At 64.6% G+C, this 18882-nt stretch carries 16 protein-coding genes; 6 read left to right on the top strand and 10 right to left on the bottom strand.

What is annotated here, in order from left to right; genetic code table 11:
* Positions 1–265: 265 nt before the first annotated feature.
* Positions 266–2497, top strand: a complete 2232-nt coding sequence (locus tag J2Y55_RS18915; RefSeq protein WP_310156707.1) for a TonB-dependent hemoglobin/transferrin/lactoferrin family receptor — start codon at positions 266–268, stop codon at positions 2495–2497.
* A gap of 72 nt (positions 2498–2569) precedes the next feature.
* Here J2Y55_RS18915 and J2Y55_RS18910 read toward each other — a convergent pair whose 3' ends face one another.
* The 4 genes from J2Y55_RS18910 to J2Y55_RS18895 form a co-directional block, all read right to left on the bottom strand.
* Positions 2570–3379 (bottom strand): RNA methyltransferase, encoded by an 810-nt coding sequence (locus tag J2Y55_RS18910; RefSeq protein WP_310156705.1) that lies wholly within the window; start codon positions 3377–3379, stop codon positions 2570–2572.
* A gap of 128 nt (positions 3380–3507) precedes the next feature.
* Positions 3508–5379: a methyl-accepting chemotaxis protein gene (locus J2Y55_RS18905; RefSeq protein ID WP_310156703.1), complete on the bottom strand. Its 1872-nt coding sequence runs from the start codon at positions 5377–5379 to the stop codon at positions 3508–3510.
* Positions 5380–5554: 175 nt separating this feature from the next.
* Complete coding sequence (locus J2Y55_RS18900) at positions 5555–6694, bottom strand: dipeptidase (RefSeq protein WP_310156700.1); 1140 nt, start codon at positions 6692–6694, stop codon at positions 5555–5557.
* Positions 6695–6833: 139 nt separating this feature from the next.
* The gene (locus J2Y55_RS18895; protein ID WP_310156698.1) at positions 6834–8081 is read right to left on the bottom strand and encodes an NAD(P)/FAD-dependent oxidoreductase; all 1248 of its coding nucleotides are present in this window, start codon (positions 8079–8081) and stop codon (positions 6834–6836) included.
* A gap of 259 nt (positions 8082–8340) precedes the next feature.
* Here J2Y55_RS18895 and J2Y55_RS18890 point away from each other — a divergent pair, with 259 nt between their 5' ends.
* The 5 genes from J2Y55_RS18890 (at position 8341) to J2Y55_RS18870 (ending at position 12901) form a co-directional block, all read left to right on the top strand.
* The gene (locus J2Y55_RS18890) at positions 8341–9306 is read left to right on the top strand and encodes a hypothetical protein (protein ID WP_310156696.1); all 966 of its coding nucleotides are present in this window, start codon (positions 8341–8343) and stop codon (positions 9304–9306) included.
* A 124-nt stretch (positions 9307–9430) separates the two neighbouring features.
* Entirely contained in the window at positions 9431–10108 is a 678-nt protein-coding gene (locus tag J2Y55_RS18885; protein ID WP_310156694.1) for a glutathione S-transferase family protein, read from the top strand.
* Positions 10109–10162: 54 nt separating this feature from the next.
* Positions 10163–10846, top strand: a complete 684-nt coding sequence (gene rpe / locus J2Y55_RS18880; RefSeq protein WP_310156692.1) for a ribulose-phosphate 3-epimerase — start codon at positions 10163–10165, stop codon at positions 10844–10846.
* 145 nt (positions 10847–10991) lie between these two features.
* Positions 10992–12299 carry an adenylosuccinate lyase gene (gene purB / locus J2Y55_RS18875; RefSeq protein WP_310156690.1) on the top strand — a complete coding sequence of 436 codons (1308 nt, stop codon included), beginning with the start codon at positions 10992–10994 and terminating at the stop codon, positions 12297–12299.
* A gap of 47 nt (positions 12300–12346) precedes the next feature.
* Positions 12347–12901 carry an RBBP9/YdeN family alpha/beta hydrolase gene (locus tag J2Y55_RS18870; protein ID WP_310156688.1) on the top strand — a complete coding sequence of 185 codons (555 nt, stop codon included), beginning with the start codon at positions 12347–12349 and terminating at the stop codon, positions 12899–12901.
* Between the two features lie 273 nt (positions 12902–13174).
* On the opposite strand, the gene J2Y55_RS18865 is transcribed toward J2Y55_RS18870, so the two are convergent.
* The 6 genes from J2Y55_RS18865 to J2Y55_RS18840 all read right to left on the bottom strand — a co-directional run bounded on the left by J2Y55_RS18865 (position 13175) and on the right by J2Y55_RS18840 (position 18667).
* Positions 13175–14290, bottom strand: a complete 1116-nt coding sequence (locus J2Y55_RS18865; protein ID WP_310156686.1) for a branched-chain amino acid ABC transporter substrate-binding protein — start codon at positions 14288–14290, stop codon at positions 13175–13177.
* A gap of 129 nt (positions 14291–14419) precedes the next feature.
* Positions 14420–14794 carry a DUF6867 family protein gene (locus J2Y55_RS18860; protein ID WP_310156684.1) on the bottom strand — a complete coding sequence of 125 codons (375 nt, stop codon included), beginning with the start codon at positions 14792–14794 and terminating at the stop codon, positions 14420–14422.
* A 1-nt stretch (position 14795) separates the two neighbouring features.
* The gene (locus tag J2Y55_RS18855; protein ID WP_310156682.1) at positions 14796–15527 is read right to left on the bottom strand and encodes an ABC transporter ATP-binding protein; all 732 of its coding nucleotides are present in this window, start codon (positions 15525–15527) and stop codon (positions 14796–14798) included.
* Positions 15527–16363 (bottom strand): ABC transporter ATP-binding protein, encoded by an 837-nt coding sequence (locus J2Y55_RS18850; RefSeq protein WP_310156680.1) that lies wholly within the window; start codon positions 16361–16363, stop codon positions 15527–15529. The genes J2Y55_RS18855 and J2Y55_RS18850 overlap by 1 nt, the downstream gene beginning before the upstream one ends.
* On the bottom strand, positions 16363–17745 hold the full coding sequence (gene livM, locus J2Y55_RS18845; protein ID WP_310156678.1) for a high-affinity branched-chain amino acid ABC transporter permease LivM: 1383 nt from the start codon (positions 17743–17745) through the stop codon (positions 16363–16365). Before livM ends, J2Y55_RS18850 begins: the two co-directional genes overlap by 1 nt.
* A gap of 4 nt (positions 17746–17749) precedes the next feature.
* Positions 17750–18667: a branched-chain amino acid ABC transporter permease gene (locus J2Y55_RS18840; protein ID WP_310156676.1), complete on the bottom strand. Its 918-nt coding sequence runs from the start codon at positions 18665–18667 to the stop codon at positions 17750–17752.
* Positions 18668–18882 lie beyond the last annotated feature (215 nt).

Below are 18882 nucleotides of genomic sequence, written 5' to 3'. Positions count from 1 at the left end.
TGCCACATTCGAGGCAGTCGAGTCGACGTTTCAGTTGTTCGTTAGAATAAATCTATAGTTTAGTTGCGATGCCGCAAAAGATTGACAGCTACAAATATGGCAAATATCTGATCTTCGTCTTGTACCGCTGTATAAGGCCTTGTTTATATTCATTTTAAGCTCCGATGGCGCGGCGATGTCGCTGGGCTGCGGTGACAAGGACTGGACTTGGGCGATGGGCGATTATTCCGGTAGATTGCGCGGGGGCGTGGCGCTTGGAAGCTTGATGTTGGCTTTGATGGCCGGACCGGCTTACGCGCAGCAACAAAGCCGCTCGCAACCGGCTGCCAGTGCGGCCAATCCGGACGCTCCGGTGGTTCTCGACCAGATCAACGTGCAGGGCGAAGCCGTGGCCGGTGGAGCGCTGCTCAACGGGCCGACCACGACGCGCACGACTCGCCAGGAGCTCGACCGTGAGCAGCTCCAGAACCTCTCCGATCTCGCCAACCGTGTCGAAGCCGGCATCAGCTTCAACCGCCAGAACAACTCGCTCAACATCCGTGGCCTCGACGGCGCCCGCGTGCTGACGACGATCGACGGCATCCGCCAACCCTTCCTGATCGACACGCGCATCTCTCGCGGCGCCCAGAACGCCTTCGATTTCGATTCGCTCTCGACGCTCGACCTGCTTCGCGGCGGCAGCGGCGCCAGCACGCTGGGCGGCGGTGCGCTTGGCGGCGCGCTCGCCGTGCGCACGCTCGACCCCGAGGATCTGCTGCGCAACGGCCGCTCCTATGGCGCGCTCGCCAAGACCGGTTATGACAGCACGGACCGGGCCTGGTTCGGCAGCGGTGCGGTCGCCGCCCGCATGGGCAACACCTCCGTCCTGCTGCAGGGCGGCTTCCGCGACGGCCACGAGATCGACAGCAAGGGCTCGAACAAGAGCGTTGGCGCAACGCGCACGGCGCCGAACCCGAGCGACTTCAGCCAGTATAATTTCCTCGGCAAGATCTATCAGGAGGTCGGCGACCATCGCTTCGGCCTCACCGCCGAGTTCTTCAAGCGCGCGGATCGCACCCAGGTCCGGAACAATACGGTCTCGTTGACCGGCAATTTCCGTCCGGGCGCCTATCAGAGCGGCGAGGACGTCGAGCGCAACCGGGTCTCGCTGACCTATGACTACAAGCGGCCCGGCGGCTTCATCGACGAGGCGCATGCGACGCTTTACTGGCAGCGGTTGAAGCGCGACGACCTCACCAACGCCTGGCGCTTCACGAGCATCGTCGGCCCCTATGCCCGCGACAATTCCAACGAAGAGAATGCTTATGGCTTCAACGGCTATCTGCTGAAGAACTTCCAGACCGGCGTGCTGTCGCACCGCGTCACGCTTGGCACCGAGCTGCGCACCACGTCGCTGGAGCAGTATTCTGCCGGCGTCGACAACTGCCCGGCGCGTCCGGCGTCGGGTGCGTTCACGGGGGCGCTCGCCACCTGCAACAACCTGTTCACCAACCAGGCCGACCAGCCGAAGATCGACGGAAAGCTCGTCGGCCTTTACGCACATGACGAGATCGGCCTGATCGACAACCGCTTGCGCATCACGCCTGGCGTGCGCTTCGACTGGTACGAGGAGAAGCCGCAGGATACGCCGGCCTACACGAATGGCGGCTCGCGCCCGGTCGGGTTGCCGCCGTCATCGAGCGACACGGGCTGGTCGCCACGCGTCCGGCTCGAATACGACATCCTGAAGAACGCGCCCCTGGTGAAGGACGTCACCGTCTTCGCGCAATGGGCCAAGACCTTCCGCGCGCCGACGGCGGACGAACTCTATGGCCGCTTTGGCGGAACCTCCACCTATCTGCGCACCGGCAATCCGAATCTGCGCCCTGAAGTCGGCAACGGCATCGATGTCGGCCTGCGCTTCGGCGACAAGCAACTCGGCGGCTCGATCACCTATTTCCACACCAATTACCGCAATTTCATCGAGGCCTATCAGGTTCAGGCCGCGGGCGTCGGTGGGCTGTATCCGCAAGGGGGCATCACCGGCTATCAGAATATCAACCGCGCGGAGATCCAGGGTTTCGAAGCGAGCGGCCAATATGCCTTCGCACCGAACTGGCTGGTGCGCGGCTCCTTCGCCTATACCCGCGGCAAGAACAAGGACAACGACACCTTCCTGAACTCGATCCCGCCGGTGCAGGGCATCGTCGCGATTGCTTACGGCACCGATGTCTGGGGGGCGGAGGTTTCGACCAAGCTGGCGGCTGCGCGCGACGACATCTCGACGGTCTCAGCGGGCACCGGCTTCAGCGCGCCGGGCTATGCGATCTTCAATGCTTCGGCGTGGTGGCGGCCGCTGCCGCAGGTCGCGGATCTCGAATTGCAGGTCGGGGTCTACAACATCTTCGACCGCAAATATTTCGATGCCGTCAATGTCCCGCTCGCGCGTCCCCAGGGCCGTGACTACTACAGCGAGCCGGGCCGCACCGTGAAGGCGACGATGAAGTACCAGTTCTGAGACCAAATCGCTCGGTCGACGCTACGGCGCCGGCTGACAACTTCGAAGGCCGGCCGCCTGCGGCCGGCTTTTTCATTCGCCATGCAGTGGTTTCGGCACACGCAGCCGCCGCGGCCCCTCGGCCAGCGACTTGAACACACCGCGCAAGGTGCGCGCCTCCTGCTCGGTCAGGCTCAGCCGGTGCAGGATGTCGCGCAGATTGGCGGTCATCACCGGCTTCTTGCCCGGTGGAAAGAAGCCGCAGATATCGAGCTCGCCCTCGACATAATCGAACATCGACAGGATCGTCTCGCGCGTCGCCGGCGGCGAGGTGTTGCTCTCGCGGAAGGGCGGTTCGCCGCCGGTCGCCTTGAACCATTCATAGCCGGCGAGCAGCACGGCCTGCGCCAGGTTGAGCGAGGCGAAGGCCGGGTTGACCGGGAAAGTCAGGATCGCGTCGGCGAAGCTGATCTCCTCATTGGTCAGGCCGATGCGCTCGCGCCCGAACAGGATGCCGACGCGTTCACCCGCACTGACACGCTCCGTGAGCGGCGGCATCGCCTCTGCCGGCGTGACCACGCGCTTCATCTGGCCGCGCTCGCGGGCGGTGGTGGCGAGCACATGGTTGAGATCGGCGATGGCCGAGGCGGTGTCTGGAAAGAGCCTGGCGTTCTCCAGGATATGGGTCGCGCCAGAGGCTGCGGAGGTTGCGCCCTTCTTCAGGCCGCCGCCGGTCGGCCACCCGTCGCGCGGCGCGACGAGGCGCATCTCCGACAGGCCGAAATTCGCCATGGCGCGGGCGCACATGCCGATGTTCTCGGCCATCTGCGGTTCGACCAGGATGATGACCGGGGCCGGCGCCGTGGTTGGCGGGCGTGTGCGGTCTGTGCCGGATCCAGTCATGAAATGGGCTCGCTCTCGGATAGAGAGCGAGCCCTTAACGGATGGAGCAGCTTCGGCAAGCAATCTCTGAGAAGCGGTCTCTGCCTTTTGAGCCAGCGATCCCTGCCCGGAGGCCCGCCGGCTTGAGATCAGGCGGCGTAGCGGCGCTGCGGCTGCACTGCGGGAGCTTGCTGGCCGGCTGAGCTGCTATGGGTCCGGAAGGTCGCAACCAGGCCGTTGAGGCGCTGGATCTGGCTCAGCAGCGAGGTGGCCGAGGCCGCGCTTTCCTCGGCGAGGGCCGCGTTCTGCTGCGTCATCTCGTCCATATGCGCCACGGTCTGGCTCATCTCGTCGATGCCGTTGGCCTGTTCGGCCGAAGCGGCCGAGATGTCGGTCACTGTCGCGGAGACCTTGCGCGAGGCTTCGACGATCTGGTTGAGCGCCTCGCCGGCGGAGCGCACCAGTGCCACGCCCTGCTCGACCTCGCGGCCGGACTCGCCGATCAACGCCGTGATGTCCTTGGCGGCGTCGCCGGAGCGCTGCGCCAGCGTGCGGACCTCGGAGGCGACGACGGCAAAGCCCTTGCCGGCATCGCCGGCGCGGGCGGCTTCCACCGCCGCGTTAAGCGCCAGCAGATTGGTCTGGAAGGCGATCTCGTCGATCACCGAGGTGATGTCCGAGATCTTCTTCGAGGCGAGTTCGATCCGGGCCATTGCCTCGACCGCGTCAGTGACGATGGCGCCGCCCTTCTCTGCGACCGTCATCGCCTGTTCGGCCAGTGCGACTGCCTGTTTCGAGGAATGGGCCGAGGCCTTCACCGAGGCTGCGAGTTCCTCCGTGGTGGCGGCCGTCTCCTCCAGCGAGCTCGCCTGCTCCTCGGTGCGCTTCGACAGGTCGTCTGCGCCCATATTGATCTCGCGGGCCGAGTTTCCGACATCGGTCGAGGTGGCCTGGATCGTCGAGACCGTCTCGCTGAGGCGGGCGACGGCGGTGTTGAAGTCGTCGCGCAGCTTCTCATAAGCGGCTGCGACATCGCTATCGATCCGGCAGGTCAGGTCGCCCTTGGACAGCATGTCGAGACCGCCGGCGAGCAGCTCCATGACCTCGCGCTGCTCCGCGGCGAGGCGTTCCTGCTCGCGGGCATTGGCGGCGCGGTCGCGCTCGATCTGTTGGCGCTGCGTCTCGGAGGCGGTGCGGGACTGCACGGTCTCCTCTTCCAGCCGCCGCATTTCGAGGCCGTTCTGCTTGAAGACGAGCACGGTCTTGGCCATGGCGCCGACTTCGTCCTTGCGGGCGTCGCCCTCGACGGCCGTGTCGAAATTGCCGGCGGCGAGTTCGCTCATCGCAAGCTTCAAGCGATCCAGCGGGCGGGTGATGGTACGCGACGACATCAGGATGGCGCCGACGAGCCCGAGCAGGAGCCCGGCGATGCTGGCGACGAGGGTGACGGTGGCGGTGTGCTCGGTCGTCGCGGTCAACGCATTGGACTTGGCGTCGAGATCCTTGATCAGCGCCCCGTTGAAGGCGACGATCTCGCTGACGAGCCCGCGAAGCTTGCCGTCCAGCGTGCTCATCACCGCCAGCGCGTCGGTGTTCTTATCCTGCTCTCCGAACTGGATGGCCTGGTCGACCGAGGCCTTCAAGCCGCGCACCTGGGTGGCGAAGCTCTCGAAACGCTCCTTCATATCCGGCAGGATCGTGGCCGCCTCGGTGAGATAGGCGAGGGTGTTCTTATAGGAGGTCTCGCCTTGCGCCTTGGCCTCGGCGATCCCCGGCGCTCCGGCAGGGTAGGCGATGACCTTGTAGGTTTGCGCGATCAGGTCGTTTGCCGTCCGCGAGGCGCGCGCGCTCGCCAGGATCGCCTTGGGGCGGGTGTCCAGCATGGTGGAGTAGTCGGTATCGACCTGCTTCATCTGCTGGCCGGCATAGAGGCAGGCGCTCAGTCCGATCAGGCCCATCAGGATGATGGCGCTGACGAATTTCGTACCGATCTTGATATTGTTCAGGTTGATCATGGCCATCTCGAGCTGCTGCTACCGGCCGGGATGGTTAGCGAAGGCGGTTAAGGATCAATGAAATCAACGGTTTCTGGCCGATAAATCACCCATCTCCGCACGTATAGGGCGCGCCTCTGCGGGCACGCAATCCAGGGGCGCTGAAATCCTGAGGCGTTGGCTTTCAGCGCCGCCTCGCGAATCAGGCGGCCGCCTTCTCTACCGCCCGCATGACCCGCAGCGTGTTGCCGCCGGCGAGCTTCTCGAGGTTGTCCTCCGACCAGCCGCGCCGGATCAATTCCGCGATCAGCGAGGGGAAGACCGTGGTGTCCTCGAGCCCATCGGGATTGACCCAGCCGAAGAAGTCCGAGCCGACGCCGATATGGTCGTGGCCGATGCGTTTGGCGAGGTAGTCGAGATGGTCGCAATATTGTGGCAGCGTCGCCTTGGGGCGCGGCCCGGCCTTGCGCTCGATCTCCTGTTCCGCCTTGGCGTAATCGAGCCCTTCGGGCGTCTTGCCGTACTGGTCCTTGACTGGGCGGTGCCAGTCGCGCGCGGCCTGGCTGATGAAATCGGGCACGAAGGTCGCCATCACCACGCCGCCATTACCGGCGACGCGGTCGAGCACGTCGTCGGGGACGTTGCGCGGGTGGTCGCAGAGCGAAAACGCGTTGGAATGCGACCAGACGACCGGCGCGCTTGTGACGTCGAGCGTGTCGTGCATCACCTTGGGCGAGACATGGGCGAGGTCGACGACCATGCCGAGCTTGTTCATGCGCGCGATGACCGCCTTGCCGAAGGTGCTGAGGCCGTTGTGCCTGGGGGCGTCAGTAGCGGAATCGCACCAATCATGCGTGCCGTTATGGCAAAGCGTCATCAGCCGGACGCCGAGATCGTAATAGGCGTCGAGCGCATCGAGCTCGTTGTCGAGCGCCGAGCCGTTCTCGATCGTCATGAACAGCGCGATCCTGCCCTCGGCTTTGGCTGCAGCGACGTCGGCGGCCGAGAGGCCGGGGCGGAAGGCGTCCGAATGACGCTTCAGGATATCGCGCATCAGCGCGATCTGGGCGAGCGCGAAGCCGGCGGGCTTGGGGTGGTTCGGCGGCACATAGGCCGCGAAGAACTGCCCGGCGAGCTTGCCGGCGCGCATGCGCGGAATGTCGGTGTCGACCTCGGGATGCAGCTTCGCCAGATCGTAAACGCCGACATCGCCCTTCGCAGCCCGATCCTGGCGGATGACATAGGGCAGGTCGTTATGGCCGTCGATCATCGGCGCGCGGTCGAGCAGTGCGAGCGCGGCGACGTAGGCATTGTCCTGAACGGGAGCTTCGGCGAGGGCCATGGCGCAACCTTGTGCTGGAATCGAGAGCGGCGGCGATGGTGGCAGGTCGCGGAGCGCGAGGCGAGGGCGCGCGGTGCAGGGCTGTCATCCCGCACGCGCTGCGGCACACAGTGCTGCAGCGCGCGCGGGATGACACCACCTAGCCGAACCGCGCGGCCGAGAACGGCGTCGGATCGACGAAGACCTTCTGGCCCGTCACCATCTCGGCGATCATCCGGCCCGTGACGGCCGCCAGCGTCAGCCCGTGATGGGCGTGGCCGATCGAGAACCACAGGTTCTTGTGCTTCGGCGCGGGGCCGATGATCGGCATCATGTCGGGTGTGCAGGGCCGGCGGCCGAGCCAGGGCTCGGCATCGACCCGCTCGCCAAGCGGGAACAGCGTCCTGGCGATCGGCTCGGCGCGGGCGAGCTGGACCGGCGTCTTGGGCGCATCGCGGTCGGCGAATTCGGCGCCCGTCGTCAGGCGGATGCCCTGCAGCATCGGCGCGAGGAAATAGCCGCGCTCGGTGTCGAGCACCGGGTGGTTGAGCACGGCGTTGCCTTGCGCCTTGTAATGCATGTGGTAGCCGCGCTTGACCGCGAGCGGCAGGTGGTAGCCGAGCTTGGTGGTCACAACATCGGCCCAGGGGCCGAGCGCGACGACGGCGTCCTTGGCCTGGGCCTTGGTGCCATCAGTGAGCGTCACGCTCCAGCCGGCGGCGTCCTGCACCAGCGTGCCGGCATCGCCGAGCGCGAGCTTGCCGCCGAGCTCTTCGAACCGCGCGACATAGGCTTTGGACAGGCCCAGCGGATCAACCACCGTCACCGGGTCGGTCCAGTGCAGGCCGCCGATCAGGCTCTGGTCGAGATGCGGTTCCTCGCTGCGCAGCGTCGCGACATCGAGCGCCTTGTAGTTCAGGCCAAAATCGCGGTTCCAGCGTGCGGCCTCGGCCAGGCGCGCGTCCTGCTGGGCTGCGGTGCGGAACACCTTCATCCAGCCCTTGCGGCGCAGCAGATTGGTCGCGCCGGCCTCCTGCGCGAGCGCGTCATGCTCGCTGACGCAATGCTCGATCAGCGTCGCATATTTATGGGCGATGGCCTCATGCTGCGAGGCGCGCGAATGCATCCAGTACGACCATAGGAAGGGCGCGAGCTTGGGGATCGCGCTCCAATGGTAATGCGCGTCGATGGTGTTGTTCATCGCGTAGCGGATGAGCGCGCCGAAATCATGCGGGAAGCCGTAGGGGTAGACGCCCTCGCGCTGGATCAGCCCGGCATTGCCGTAGCTCGTCTCCTGGCCGGGACCGCGCTTGTCGACGAGCAGCACGGAGCGGCCCGCCTTTTGCAGATGCAGCGCCACCGAAATGCCGACGATCCCTGCGCCGAGGACGATGGTATCCGTCTGCATCTTATGCTCCTGCCAACCTGCTACCGCAGCAAAATAGCCGTTTGCGGGGCGATGTCAGCGCCACGGCGTATTTTTGCGGCCTTGCAGCCAAAGTTTCGCAAGATTTGCGCCAATTGGCTGCAAGCTGTGGGTTTGCCTCGCTTTGCCGGCTTTTCCTTGCAATTTTCTGCGCACGCAGGGCGGGCCTGCGGCGATGGTGGGTGACGCAAGGCGCTGGATCGGCGAGTGTCGCGGCCCTTCCAGTCCAAGCCGGGCCTTCATGCTTTCGCGTTTCGCCGCTTCAATCGCCGCCGCTTTGGCCTGGCTCGGCCGCCATGGCACGCAAGGTTTCGCGCTCTCGATCTTCCTTGGACTGGCCTTGCCGCAGTTCTCGGCTGCGGCGCGCCCGGTGCTGCCGATCACGATTTTCTGCTTTACCACGATCGTGTTCATGCGGGCCGATCTCGGCATCATCGCCGGGCTCGTGCGGCGGCCGGGCAAGCTCATCCTCTCCTGTCTCTGGCTGATCGCAGCGCCGGTCCTGCTGATCGGCGGGGCCTTCCTCCTGCTTGGCCGGGAGGCGCTCGATCCAGGTCTTCTGCTCGGGCTCGCCATCATGGGGGCGGCGCCGCCGATCATGTCGTCGCCGGCGGTCGCGATCCTCTACGGCTTCGAGCCGTCGTTGATCATCGCCTGCGTCATCCTGACCACGATCATCAGCCCTGTCGTCGCGCCCTTCCTGGTCGAATTGCTGGCGGGCGCCGCGGTGCCGCTCGACAGCTGGGTGCTGGCGTTCAGGCTTCTGCTCTTCGTCGGCGGCGGCATGGCGGTCGCGGCGGCCTTGCGGAGCTGGCTCGGCGTCGAGCGGATCAAGGGGATGAAGGCCAATCTCGATGGCTTTGGCGTGCTGATGTATTTCATCTTCGCCATCGCTGCGATGGACGGCGTCACGCAAGCCGCGATCGACAATCCCAAGCGCGTGCTGCTCTTCCTGGCCTGCGTCTTCGCGGTCTCGGGTTTCGGGCTGCTGACCGCCTATCTCGCCCTGCGCCGCCTGCCGGCCTCGGAGCGCTTCATGATCGGCTACGGCTCGGGCCAGCGGAACATGGGCATGATCGTCGCGGCGCTGGGAGCAGGCGTGCCACCCTCGACCTTCCTGTTCTTTGCCCTGGCGCAGTTCCCGATCTATCTGCAACCCTGGCTGCTGCGCGGCCTCGCGGCGCGTATTCGCCACACGGAGGCCTGAAGTCGTGGGCCTGAAGTCTGGGGCCTGAAGTCTGGGGCCTGAAGTCTTGGGCCTGAAGTCTCCTGCCGTGAGCTGACGGCTCGCTTTGCGAGGGTCACCTCAACGTAACCGGGACCTCACCGTCATGATCACGCTCTATTCCGGGCCGCTCAGCCTGTTCTCCCGCAAGGTCGAGATCGCATTGCGGGAGAAAGCGCTGCGTTTTGAGCGCATCATGGTGCCCTTCAGCCAGACCGCAGGCTATGAGCCGAGGCATCCTGAAGTGCTGGCGCTGAACCCGAAAAGGCAGGTGCCGATCCTGAACGACGAAGGGCTGGTCGTCTACGATTCCACGATCATCCTCGAATATCTCGATGAAGCTTATCCGCAGCCGTCGCTCTATCCCAAGACCCCGGCGGAGCGTGCGCGCTGCCGGCTGGACGAGCTTTTCGCCGACGAAATCCTGTTCATGGCCGTGCGCCCGCTGATGCATCGTAGCGAGCCGCCGACGGCCGACCGCAACAAGCGGGTGGCGCAGGAGACCGATGCGCTGATCGCCGAGGCCGAGCTCGCGCGGCATTATTGCGGGCTCAATGAGCGATTGGCCGGTCGCGACTTCTTCGGCGAGGCGTTGTCCGCGGCCGATATCGCGCTGTTCATGACCTTGCTGTGGGGCTTGCGTCTCGGCGGCCCGTCCCTGGCGGATTATAGCGAGCTTGCCGGCTGGTTTGGCCGCTTGAGCGACCGGCCGGCCTTCGCGGTGGCGGTGGAGGAAGTGGCTGAGGCCGACAGGCGGCTGTCATACCCGGTGAAGCGGCGTTGAAAAGCATCTGGATTTGATTGCGGCGCCGGCTTGCGGGCGTTAAACGCTTGGCGCATGAGCGCTCCCATCCGCATCGCCCCCTCGATCCTCTCGGCCGATTTCTCGAAGCTGGGCGAGGAGGTGCGCGCGATCGACGAGGCAGGAGCCGACTGGATCCATTGCGATGTGATGGATGGGCATTTCGTGCCCAACATCACCTTCGGGCCGGATGTGCTGAAGGCGATCCGCCCCTGCACCAAGAAACTCTTCGACGTGCATCTGATGATCGCGCCGGTCGATCCTTATGTCGAAGCCTTCGCCAAGGCGGGCGCCGATCTCATTTCGTTCCATGTCGAGGCGGGGCCGCATCCCCACCGGACGCTGCAGACGATCCGGGGCCATGGCAAGCAGGCCGGCATCGTGCTCAATCCCGGCACGCATGAAAGCGCCATCGAGCCGCTGCTCGACGATCTCGACCTGATCTTGCTGATGACGGTCAATCCCGGCTTCGGTGGGCAGAGCTTCATCCGCTCCGTGCTCGAGAAGATCGCCCGGGTGCGCGCCATGATCGGCGAGCGGCCGATCGCGCTCGAGATCGACGGCGGGGCTAGCCCTGAGACCGCGCCGCTGGCGGCAAAGGCCGGAGCGAATGTCCTCGTCGCCGGCTCTGCCGTGTTCAAGGGCGGGCCTGCCGCCTATGCCGCCAATATCTCCGCGATCCGTAAGGCGGCCGAAGCCGCGCGCGGGCAGTGGGTTTGAGATTTTAGTACAGCCCTCATCCTGAGGAGCCGCGAAGCGGCGTCTCGAAGGATGATCCAGCGAGCGCCTTCTGGAGCATCCTTCGAGACGCGCTCCTGCAGAGCGCTCCTCAGGATGAGGGCTCGTTTGTCACAAGGACGAGACGATGATCCCGCGCTATTCCCGCCCCGAGATGGTCGCGATCTGGGAGCCGCAGACCCGCTTCCGGATCTGGTTCGAGATCGAAGCGCACGCCACCGACAAGCTCGCCGAACTCGGCGTGGTGCCGAAGGAGGCTGCGGCCACGATCTGGGCCAAGGCCAAGGACGCGACCTTCGATGTCGCGCGCATCGACGAGATCGAGCGCGTCACCAAGCATGACGTCATCGCCTTCCTGACGCATCTGGCCGAGATCGTCGGGCCGGAAGCCCGCTTCGTCCATCAGGGCATGACCTCCTCGGACATCTTGGACACGACGCTCTCGGTGCAGCTCGCGCGCGCCACCGACCTGCTGATCGCGGATGTCGATGCGCTGCTTGCGGCGATCAAGCGCCGGGCCTTCGAGCAAAAGCTGACGCCGACGATCGGTCGTTCGCACGGCATCCACGCCGAGCCGGTGACCTTCGGGCTGAAGCTGGCGCAGGCCTATGCCGAGTTCGACCGCTGCAGGGCTCGATTGGTCGCGGCCCGGGCCGAGATCGCGACCTGCGCGATTTCGGGCGCGGTCGGCACCTTCGCCAATATCGATCCGAGCGTGGAAGCCTATGTTGCGGAAAAGATGGGGCTGAGCGTCGAGCCGGTCTCGACCCAGGTCATCCCGCGCGACCGGCATGCGATGTATTTCGCCACGCTCGGCGTCGTCGCCTCCTCGGTCGAGCGGCTCGCGACCGAGATCCGGCATCTGCAGCGCACCGAGGTCTATGAGGCGGAGGAGTTCTTCTCGCCCGGCCAGAAGGGCTCCTCGGCGATGCCGCACAAGCGCAACCCGGTTCTCACCGAGAACCTGACCGGGCTTGCCCGCCTCGTGCGCGGCATGGTCGTGCCGGCGTTGGAGAATGTGGCGCTCTGGCATGAGCGCGACATCTCTCACTCCTCGGTCGAGCGCATGATCGGCCCCGACGCCACGGTGACGCTCGATTTCGCGCTCGCCCGCCTTACCGGCGTCGTCGACAAGCTGCTGATCTACCCGCAGAACATGCGCAAGAACCTGGATCGGCTCGGTGGTCTGCACAATTCGCAGCGCGTGCTGCTGGCCCTGACCCAGGCCGGCGCCAGCCGTGAGGAGAGCTACAGCCTCGTCCAGCGCAACGCGATGCGCACCTGGGAGCATGGCGAGGATTTCCTCACCAATCTCAAGAAGGACAAGGACGTCACGGCGAAGCTGTCAAACGCTGAGCTCGAGGCAATGTTCGACGAGGGCTACCATTTCAAGCATGTCGATACGATTTTTGCGCGGGTGTTCGGGGAGGGGTGAGCAATCCACGTCTGGACAAGCGCGCGAGCGTCGCTATCTGAGCTTTCATGAAATCCTCCGAAGCCGACATCCTCATCATCCCTGGCTGGTCCGGGTCCGGGCCTGATCATTGGCAGAGCCGCTGGGAGGCCAGGCTTCCAACGGCGCGTCGCGTCGAGCAGGCGGATTGGCTTAGGCCGCGGCGCGAGGAATGGGCCGCGCGCATCGTCGAGGCGGTGCGGGCCGCCACGCGGCCCGTGGTGCTGGTCGCGCATTCGGCTGGCGTCAGCGCGGTCGCGCATGCGGGCGAACATCTGAAGCCCGGCGAGGTCGCGGGGGCGTTCCTGGTCTCTCCGCCGTCGGAAGCCGCCAAGCGCGCCCTTCCGGATATGGAAGCCGAATTCGCCGTGCATCGGCGCGAGAAGCTGCCCTTTCCGGCCACTGTCATCGCCAGCGCGACCGATCCCTATTGTTCGCTGGACGAGGCGAAGGCGCTGGCGGAAGCCTGGGGCGCGACCTTCGTCGACGCCGGCGACAGCGGCCACCTCAACAGTGATTCCGGGCATGGCCCCTGGCCGGACGGGCTCTTGCAGTTCGCAAGCTTTCTCAGACGCTTGGGCTGAGCAGCTGCGGATCTGATTCGGTCGTCATTGCGGGCGCGCGCGAAGCGATCCGGGAGGCCTCGCACAGTCCTCCCTGGATTGCCTCGTCGCTTTCTCTTCTCGCAATGACGCGGATGCCCGGCTCGGGCACCTCCAAAACAAAACCGCCCCGGATTGCTCCGGGGCGGTCTCGTTTCACGCAAGAGCCTGATGATGTCAGATGGGTTCACAAAGTGATCCCATCTGACATCTGAATCCGTCTCTCACCAAAGAGTGGCGATCTGCTAGTCGAGATCAATTCTCGACATAGGTGATCTTGCCGTCGGCACCCTTCTTCCAGGTGTAGACGGTGTAGTCCGGGCGGGTGATGTCGCCCTTCTTGTCGTAGGTGATGTCGCCGATCACGGTCTTGAAGGTCTTGCCCGAGCGCATGTACTCGGAGACCTTCTTGGGATCGAGCGACTTGGCGCCTTCGGCAGCCTGCTTGAAGATCTCGACGGCGGCGTAGGAATAGAGCGTATACGCCTCCGGCTTGAACTTGCGGGCCTCGAACTTCTTGAGGATAGCCGCGGCTTCAGGACGCTTCTGCGGGTCCGGCGGGAAGGTCATCAGCGTGCCTTCGACGCCGGGGCCGCCGATCGTGGCGAACTCGTCGGTGGTGATGCCGTCGCCCGAGATCATCACGGTCTTCAGGCCCTGGTCGCGCATCTGGCGCACGATCAGGCCGCCTTCGGTGTGCAGGCCACCCCAGTAGAGGTAGTCGGCGCCGACGGACTTCAGCTTGGAGATCAGCGCCGAATAGTCCTTCTCACCAGCGTTGACGCCTTCATAGAGCACGTCCTTGACGCCCGCCTTGGTCAGGCCCTTGCGGGTCTCGTCAGCGAGGCCCTGGCCGTAGGTGGTCTTGTCGTGGACGATGGCGATCTTCTTGCCCTTGAGGTTCTTGGCGATATAGGCCGCCGCGACCTCACCCTGCTGGTCGTCGCGACCGCAGGTGCGGAACACGTTCCACAGGCCGCGCTCGGTGATCTTCGGGTTGGTGGCCGAAGGCGAGATCATCGCGATGCCGTTCTCGGCATAGACTTCCGAGGCCGGCATGGTGACGCCGGAGTTGAAGTGGCCGATTACGAACTTGACGCCGTCGCCGACGAACTTGTTGGCGACGGAGACACCTTGCTTGGGATCGGAGACGTCGTCGCCGACGGACAGCGCGATCTTCTGGCCCATGATGCCGCCAGCCGCGTTGATGTCATCGATCGCCTGCTCGGTACCGTTCTTCAGCTGGGCGCCGAAGGCAGCGTTGGGGCCTGTGATCGGTCCGGCGACGCCGAACTTGATTTGTGCATTCGCCACGCCGGAGAAGGCGAGGACGGCGCCGAGCGCGATACCGCTCAACAGCAGTTTCTTCATGAGATCAGACTCCCCTGTGATTACTATGAACGGGCTGGATGGTCCGCCCGTCTCGGCGCGCGCGGCTACCGTGAAACGCAGTCTTGCGCTTTTTCAACGGTCTGTCACGCGTCAAGCTCGTCGCTATTTTCAGGCTATTTCGGCCCTGATCTTTACGCCTTCGCGCGCTTTCCAGCTGAATGGGCCGGTGCGCTCGAAGAGCCAGCGATATTGGGTCGTCATCTGCCTGGCGCGGTTGTAGCGCCAGCCGGCGAAGCCGAAAGCCATCAGCACGATGGTATCGACGATGTAGTAGTGCAGCGTCAGCAGCGTCGCTTCGAACAGCGCGAAATGGATGAAGCGTACGGCGAGCCCGAGAACCAGAATGTAGAGCACGAGCTGGAATGTAGGCTTCCATGCCTTGGCCACGGCGCGGCCCGACATCCAGGCGAGCCAGCCGCCCATCACCACCGTGACCAGCAGGAACAGCCAGACCGTCGGTTCTTCGTAGAGGATACCTTGCATGTCAGTGCCTCCCGCCTTCGAGATAGGCGGCACGCACCTGCGGATTGGCAAGCAGCTCCTGGCCCGTGCCGCTCATGGTGATGACGCCGTTGACCATGACATAGCCGCGATGGGCGAGCTTGAGCGCATGGAAGGCGTTCTGCTCGACCAGGAAGACGGTCAACCCTTCCGTCTTGTTGAGCTCCCGGATCGCCTCGAAGATCTGCTTCACGATCAGCGGGGCAAGCCCCAGCGAGGGTTCGTCGAGCAGGAGGAGCTTGGGCCTGGCCATCAGGGCGCGCGCGATCGCCACCATCTGCTGCTCGCCGCCTGAGAGCGTGCCGCCGCGTTGCTGCAGCCGCTCCTTGATGCGCGGGAAGAGAACGCAGATCTTTTCGAGGTCCTCTTCGAAATGGGCGAGGTCGCGGACGGCCGCGCCCATCTGCAGATTCTCGTAGACGGTCATGCGCGGGAAGATGCGTCGTCCCTCTGGGGATTGAGCGATGCCCAGCCTCGCGATCAGGTGGCTCGGCATCTTGGTGATGTCGCGCCCCTCATAGGTGATGGTGCCTTCGCGCGCCTGCGGGTTGCCGAAGATCGTCATCATCAGGGTCGATTTGCCGGCGCCGTTGGCGCCGATCATGGTGACGATCTCGCCGGGGCGGACATCGATGTCGACGCCCTTGAGGGCGATGATCTTGCCGTAATAGGTCTTGACGCCGCGTACCGTGAGAAGAGGCTGAGCTTCGGTCATCACAGTCCGACCTCTGCTTCCACGGCCGCGACCTCGTCGTCGTCGACGCCTAGATAAGCTGCGATCACCTTGGGATCGGCCTGAACCTCGGCCGGTGTGCCGTCGGCGATCTTGGTGCCGTAGTCGAGCACCACGACATGGTCCGAAATCTCCATCACCACCGACATGTCGTGCTCGATCAGCAGAAGCGCCGTGCCGATATCCTTGCGGATCGAGAGCAGCAGCTCGTTGAGGTCATGGCTCTCGCGCGGGTTGAGGCCGGCGGCCGGTTCATCCAAGCAGAGCAGGACCGGCTCGGTGCACATGGCTCGTGCGATCTCGAGGCGGCGCTGGTCGCCATAGGGCAGGTCGGCGGCGGGATCGTCGGCGCGGTCGGTCAGCCTGATCTTGTCCAGCCAGAACTTGGCCTTCTCGATCGCCTCCTTCTCGCGTGCCTTGTAGCCGCCGACGCCAAGCACGCCGAGAAAGGTGAAGCCCGAGGCGATCATCAGCGGGTTGTGCTGGGCGACGAGCAGGTTCTCCAGCACGGTCATGCCGCCGAAGAGACGGATGTTCTGGAAGGTGCGCGCAACCCTCGCCTTCCAGGAGATCCGGAAGTCCGGCATCCGTTCGAGCAGATAGCTCGCGCCGCTGTCATGCGTCAGCGCCATCATGCCTTCGGTCGGCTTGTAGAAGCCGGTGATGCAGTTGAAGACCGTGGTCTTGCCGGCCCCGTTGGGGCCGATCAACGCGGTGATGTCGCCCTTGCGGGCTTCGAAGGAGAGGTCGTTGACGGCGGTGAGGCCGCCGAAGCGCATGGTGACATGCTCGACCTGGAGAAGCGGGGCGGTAGTCATCAGCCGTGGCCCTCCTGGACCATGTCGGACGAGATCGCCTTCTTTTCCTTGAGGAAGGCCGTCGGCTCGCGTGTCGAGATCAGTCCGCGCGGCTTCCAGATCATGATCACCACCATGGCCAGACCGAAGATCAGCATGCGGTATTTGGTCGGGTCGAAATCATTGCCGAAGAACGCCTTCAGCCAGTCGAGCTCGCGCAGCAGCTCGGTACCGCCGATCATGGCGATCGCCGCGATAGCGCAGCCCCAGAGCGAGCCCATGCCGCCGAGCACGACGATCGCCAGCACCATCGCCGATTCCATGAAGACGAAGGATTCCGGCGAGATGAAGCCCTGCCGCGCCGAGAAGAAGGCGCCGGCGAAGCCGCCGAACATGGCGCCGATCGAGAAGGCGGTGAGCTTGGTGTTGGTGGTGTTGATGCCAAGCGAGCGGCAGGCGATCTCGTCCTCGCGCAAGGCTTCCCAGGCGCGGCCCACCGGTAACCGTCTGAGTCGCAACGAGACGAAGGCGGTCAGCAGGGCAAGCGCCAGGATCAGGTAGTAGAGGAAGATCGTTCGGTAGAGCGGCGAGAATTCCAGCCCGAACACGGCTGCGAAGCCCTCATCGCTGGCATTGAAGGGGATGCCGAAGAAGCTTGGCCGCGGAATGCCGGAGATGCCGGCATAGCCGTTCGAGAAATCGACCCAGTTGATCAGGACGAGGCGGATGATCTCGCCGAAGGCGAGCGTGACGATGGCGAGATAGTCGCCGCGCAGCCGCAGCACGGGGAAGCCGAGCAGCATGCCCCAGAAGGCGGCGAGGATCCCGGAGAGCGGCAGCAGGAGCCAGAATGACAGGCCGAAATTCTTGGCCAGCAGCGCGTAGGAATAGGCGCCGACCGCATAGAAGGCGACATAGCCGAGGTCGAGCAGTCCGGCGAGGCCGACGACGATATTCAGCCCCCAGCCGAGCATGACGTAGATCAGGATCTGGACGCCGAAATTGTCGATCCATTTCAGCGCGCCGCCCCAGCCGGTCAGCATGACCGCGATAAGCGGAAAGGTGATCAGGAAGCCCAGCCCCAGCGCCGAGAAGATGCCGGAGTGGCGCTGGAAGAAGGCGAAGGTGCCGTGCGGCAGGAAGCGCACCAGCGATTTCCGGTCGGCCTTGCCCTGCTGGCGCAGCACGACCAGGAAGCGACCGATGAAGACGATGGCGACCGCCCAGGCAACGGCCTCCCAGCGCTGGTCGAGCACCAGCACGTTTTCCATGTTCTGGCGGGTGCCCCAGGCGATGATCGGGATGCACAGGCCGAAGGTGACGAGGGCGGCAAAGCCGGCCTCCTTGAGCGCTGCCTTGAAGTCGCGAGGAGGCGCCGCGGGCGTCGAAATGGTCGTCGCCATGGCTTCAGACTTTCTCGACTTCGGGGCGGCCAAGGATGCCCGAGGGCATGAAGACGAGCACGATCGCGAGGATGCAGAAGGCCGCGACGTCCTTGTAGTCGATGGTGAAATAGGCCGACCACATCACCTCGATCAGCCCGATCAGCAGGCCGCCGATGACGGCGCCGGGTAGCGAGCCGATGCCGCCGAGCACTGCGGCGGTGAAGGCCTTCACGCCGGGGATGAAGCCGTCATTGAATGAGACCACACCGTAGAGGACGAGGTACATCACGCCGGCGACCGCCGCGAGCGCCGCGCCCATCACGAAGGTGATCGAGATCGTGCGGTCGACGTCGATACCAAGGAGCGCGGCCATCTTGCGGTCCTGCTCGCAGGCGCGCTGGGCCCGTCCGAGCGGCGTCTTCTGGACGATGTACCAGAAGGCGGCCAGCAGCACGGCCGTCGTCACGATGATGACGATCTGCTTGTAGGAGATCTGGACCGAATAGGTGGCGCTTTCGATCAGCGTGATCGAGTCGTTCAGCATCGGCGCGGTCGATTTATTGCGCGGGCCCTGCACGACCTGGACGAAGTTCGACAGGAAGATCGACATGCCGATCGCCGAGATCAGCGGTGCGAGGCGGAAGGAGCCGCGCAGCGGCCGGTAGGCGACCCGTTCGATCGCCCAGTTCCACAGCGAGGTGAAGAACATCGCGAGAGCGAGCACGATGATGAGCGCCACCACGATCAGCCCGGCACCGAACCAGGAGGCGATCAGCATGAAGAAGATCAGCGCGATGAAGGCCGACAGCATGAAGATATCGCCATGGGCGAAGTTCACCATGCCGATGATGCCGAAGACCATCGTGTAGCCGATGGCGATGAGGCCGTAGATCGACCCCAGGGTCAGCCCATTGATGAGCTGCTGGAGAAATACTTCCATTGACGACGCCTAACCCCTCTCATCCGCTCCCGTTCTTTTCGGCGGCATGACGCCGGCGCATGCGGGATGCGATTGCTACGCAGAGCTACCAACGGCTTGCGGCTTCGACAATCGCGCCGGGCCACAATTCTGTCAAAAGCAATCTGGCACGTTTTGCCTGCTGTTTGTGCAGGCATCTCTGCGGTACGGCGGCGATTTCGCGCAAGATGATTGCG

This window comes from Allobosea sp. BE125 (assembly GCF_031456075.1).
Lineage (GTDB): Bacteria > Pseudomonadota > Alphaproteobacteria > Rhizobiales > Beijerinckiaceae > Allobosea.
The sequence above is the reverse complement of the archived record's forward strand: the minus strand, read 5'-3'. Positions and strand labels throughout refer to the sequence as shown.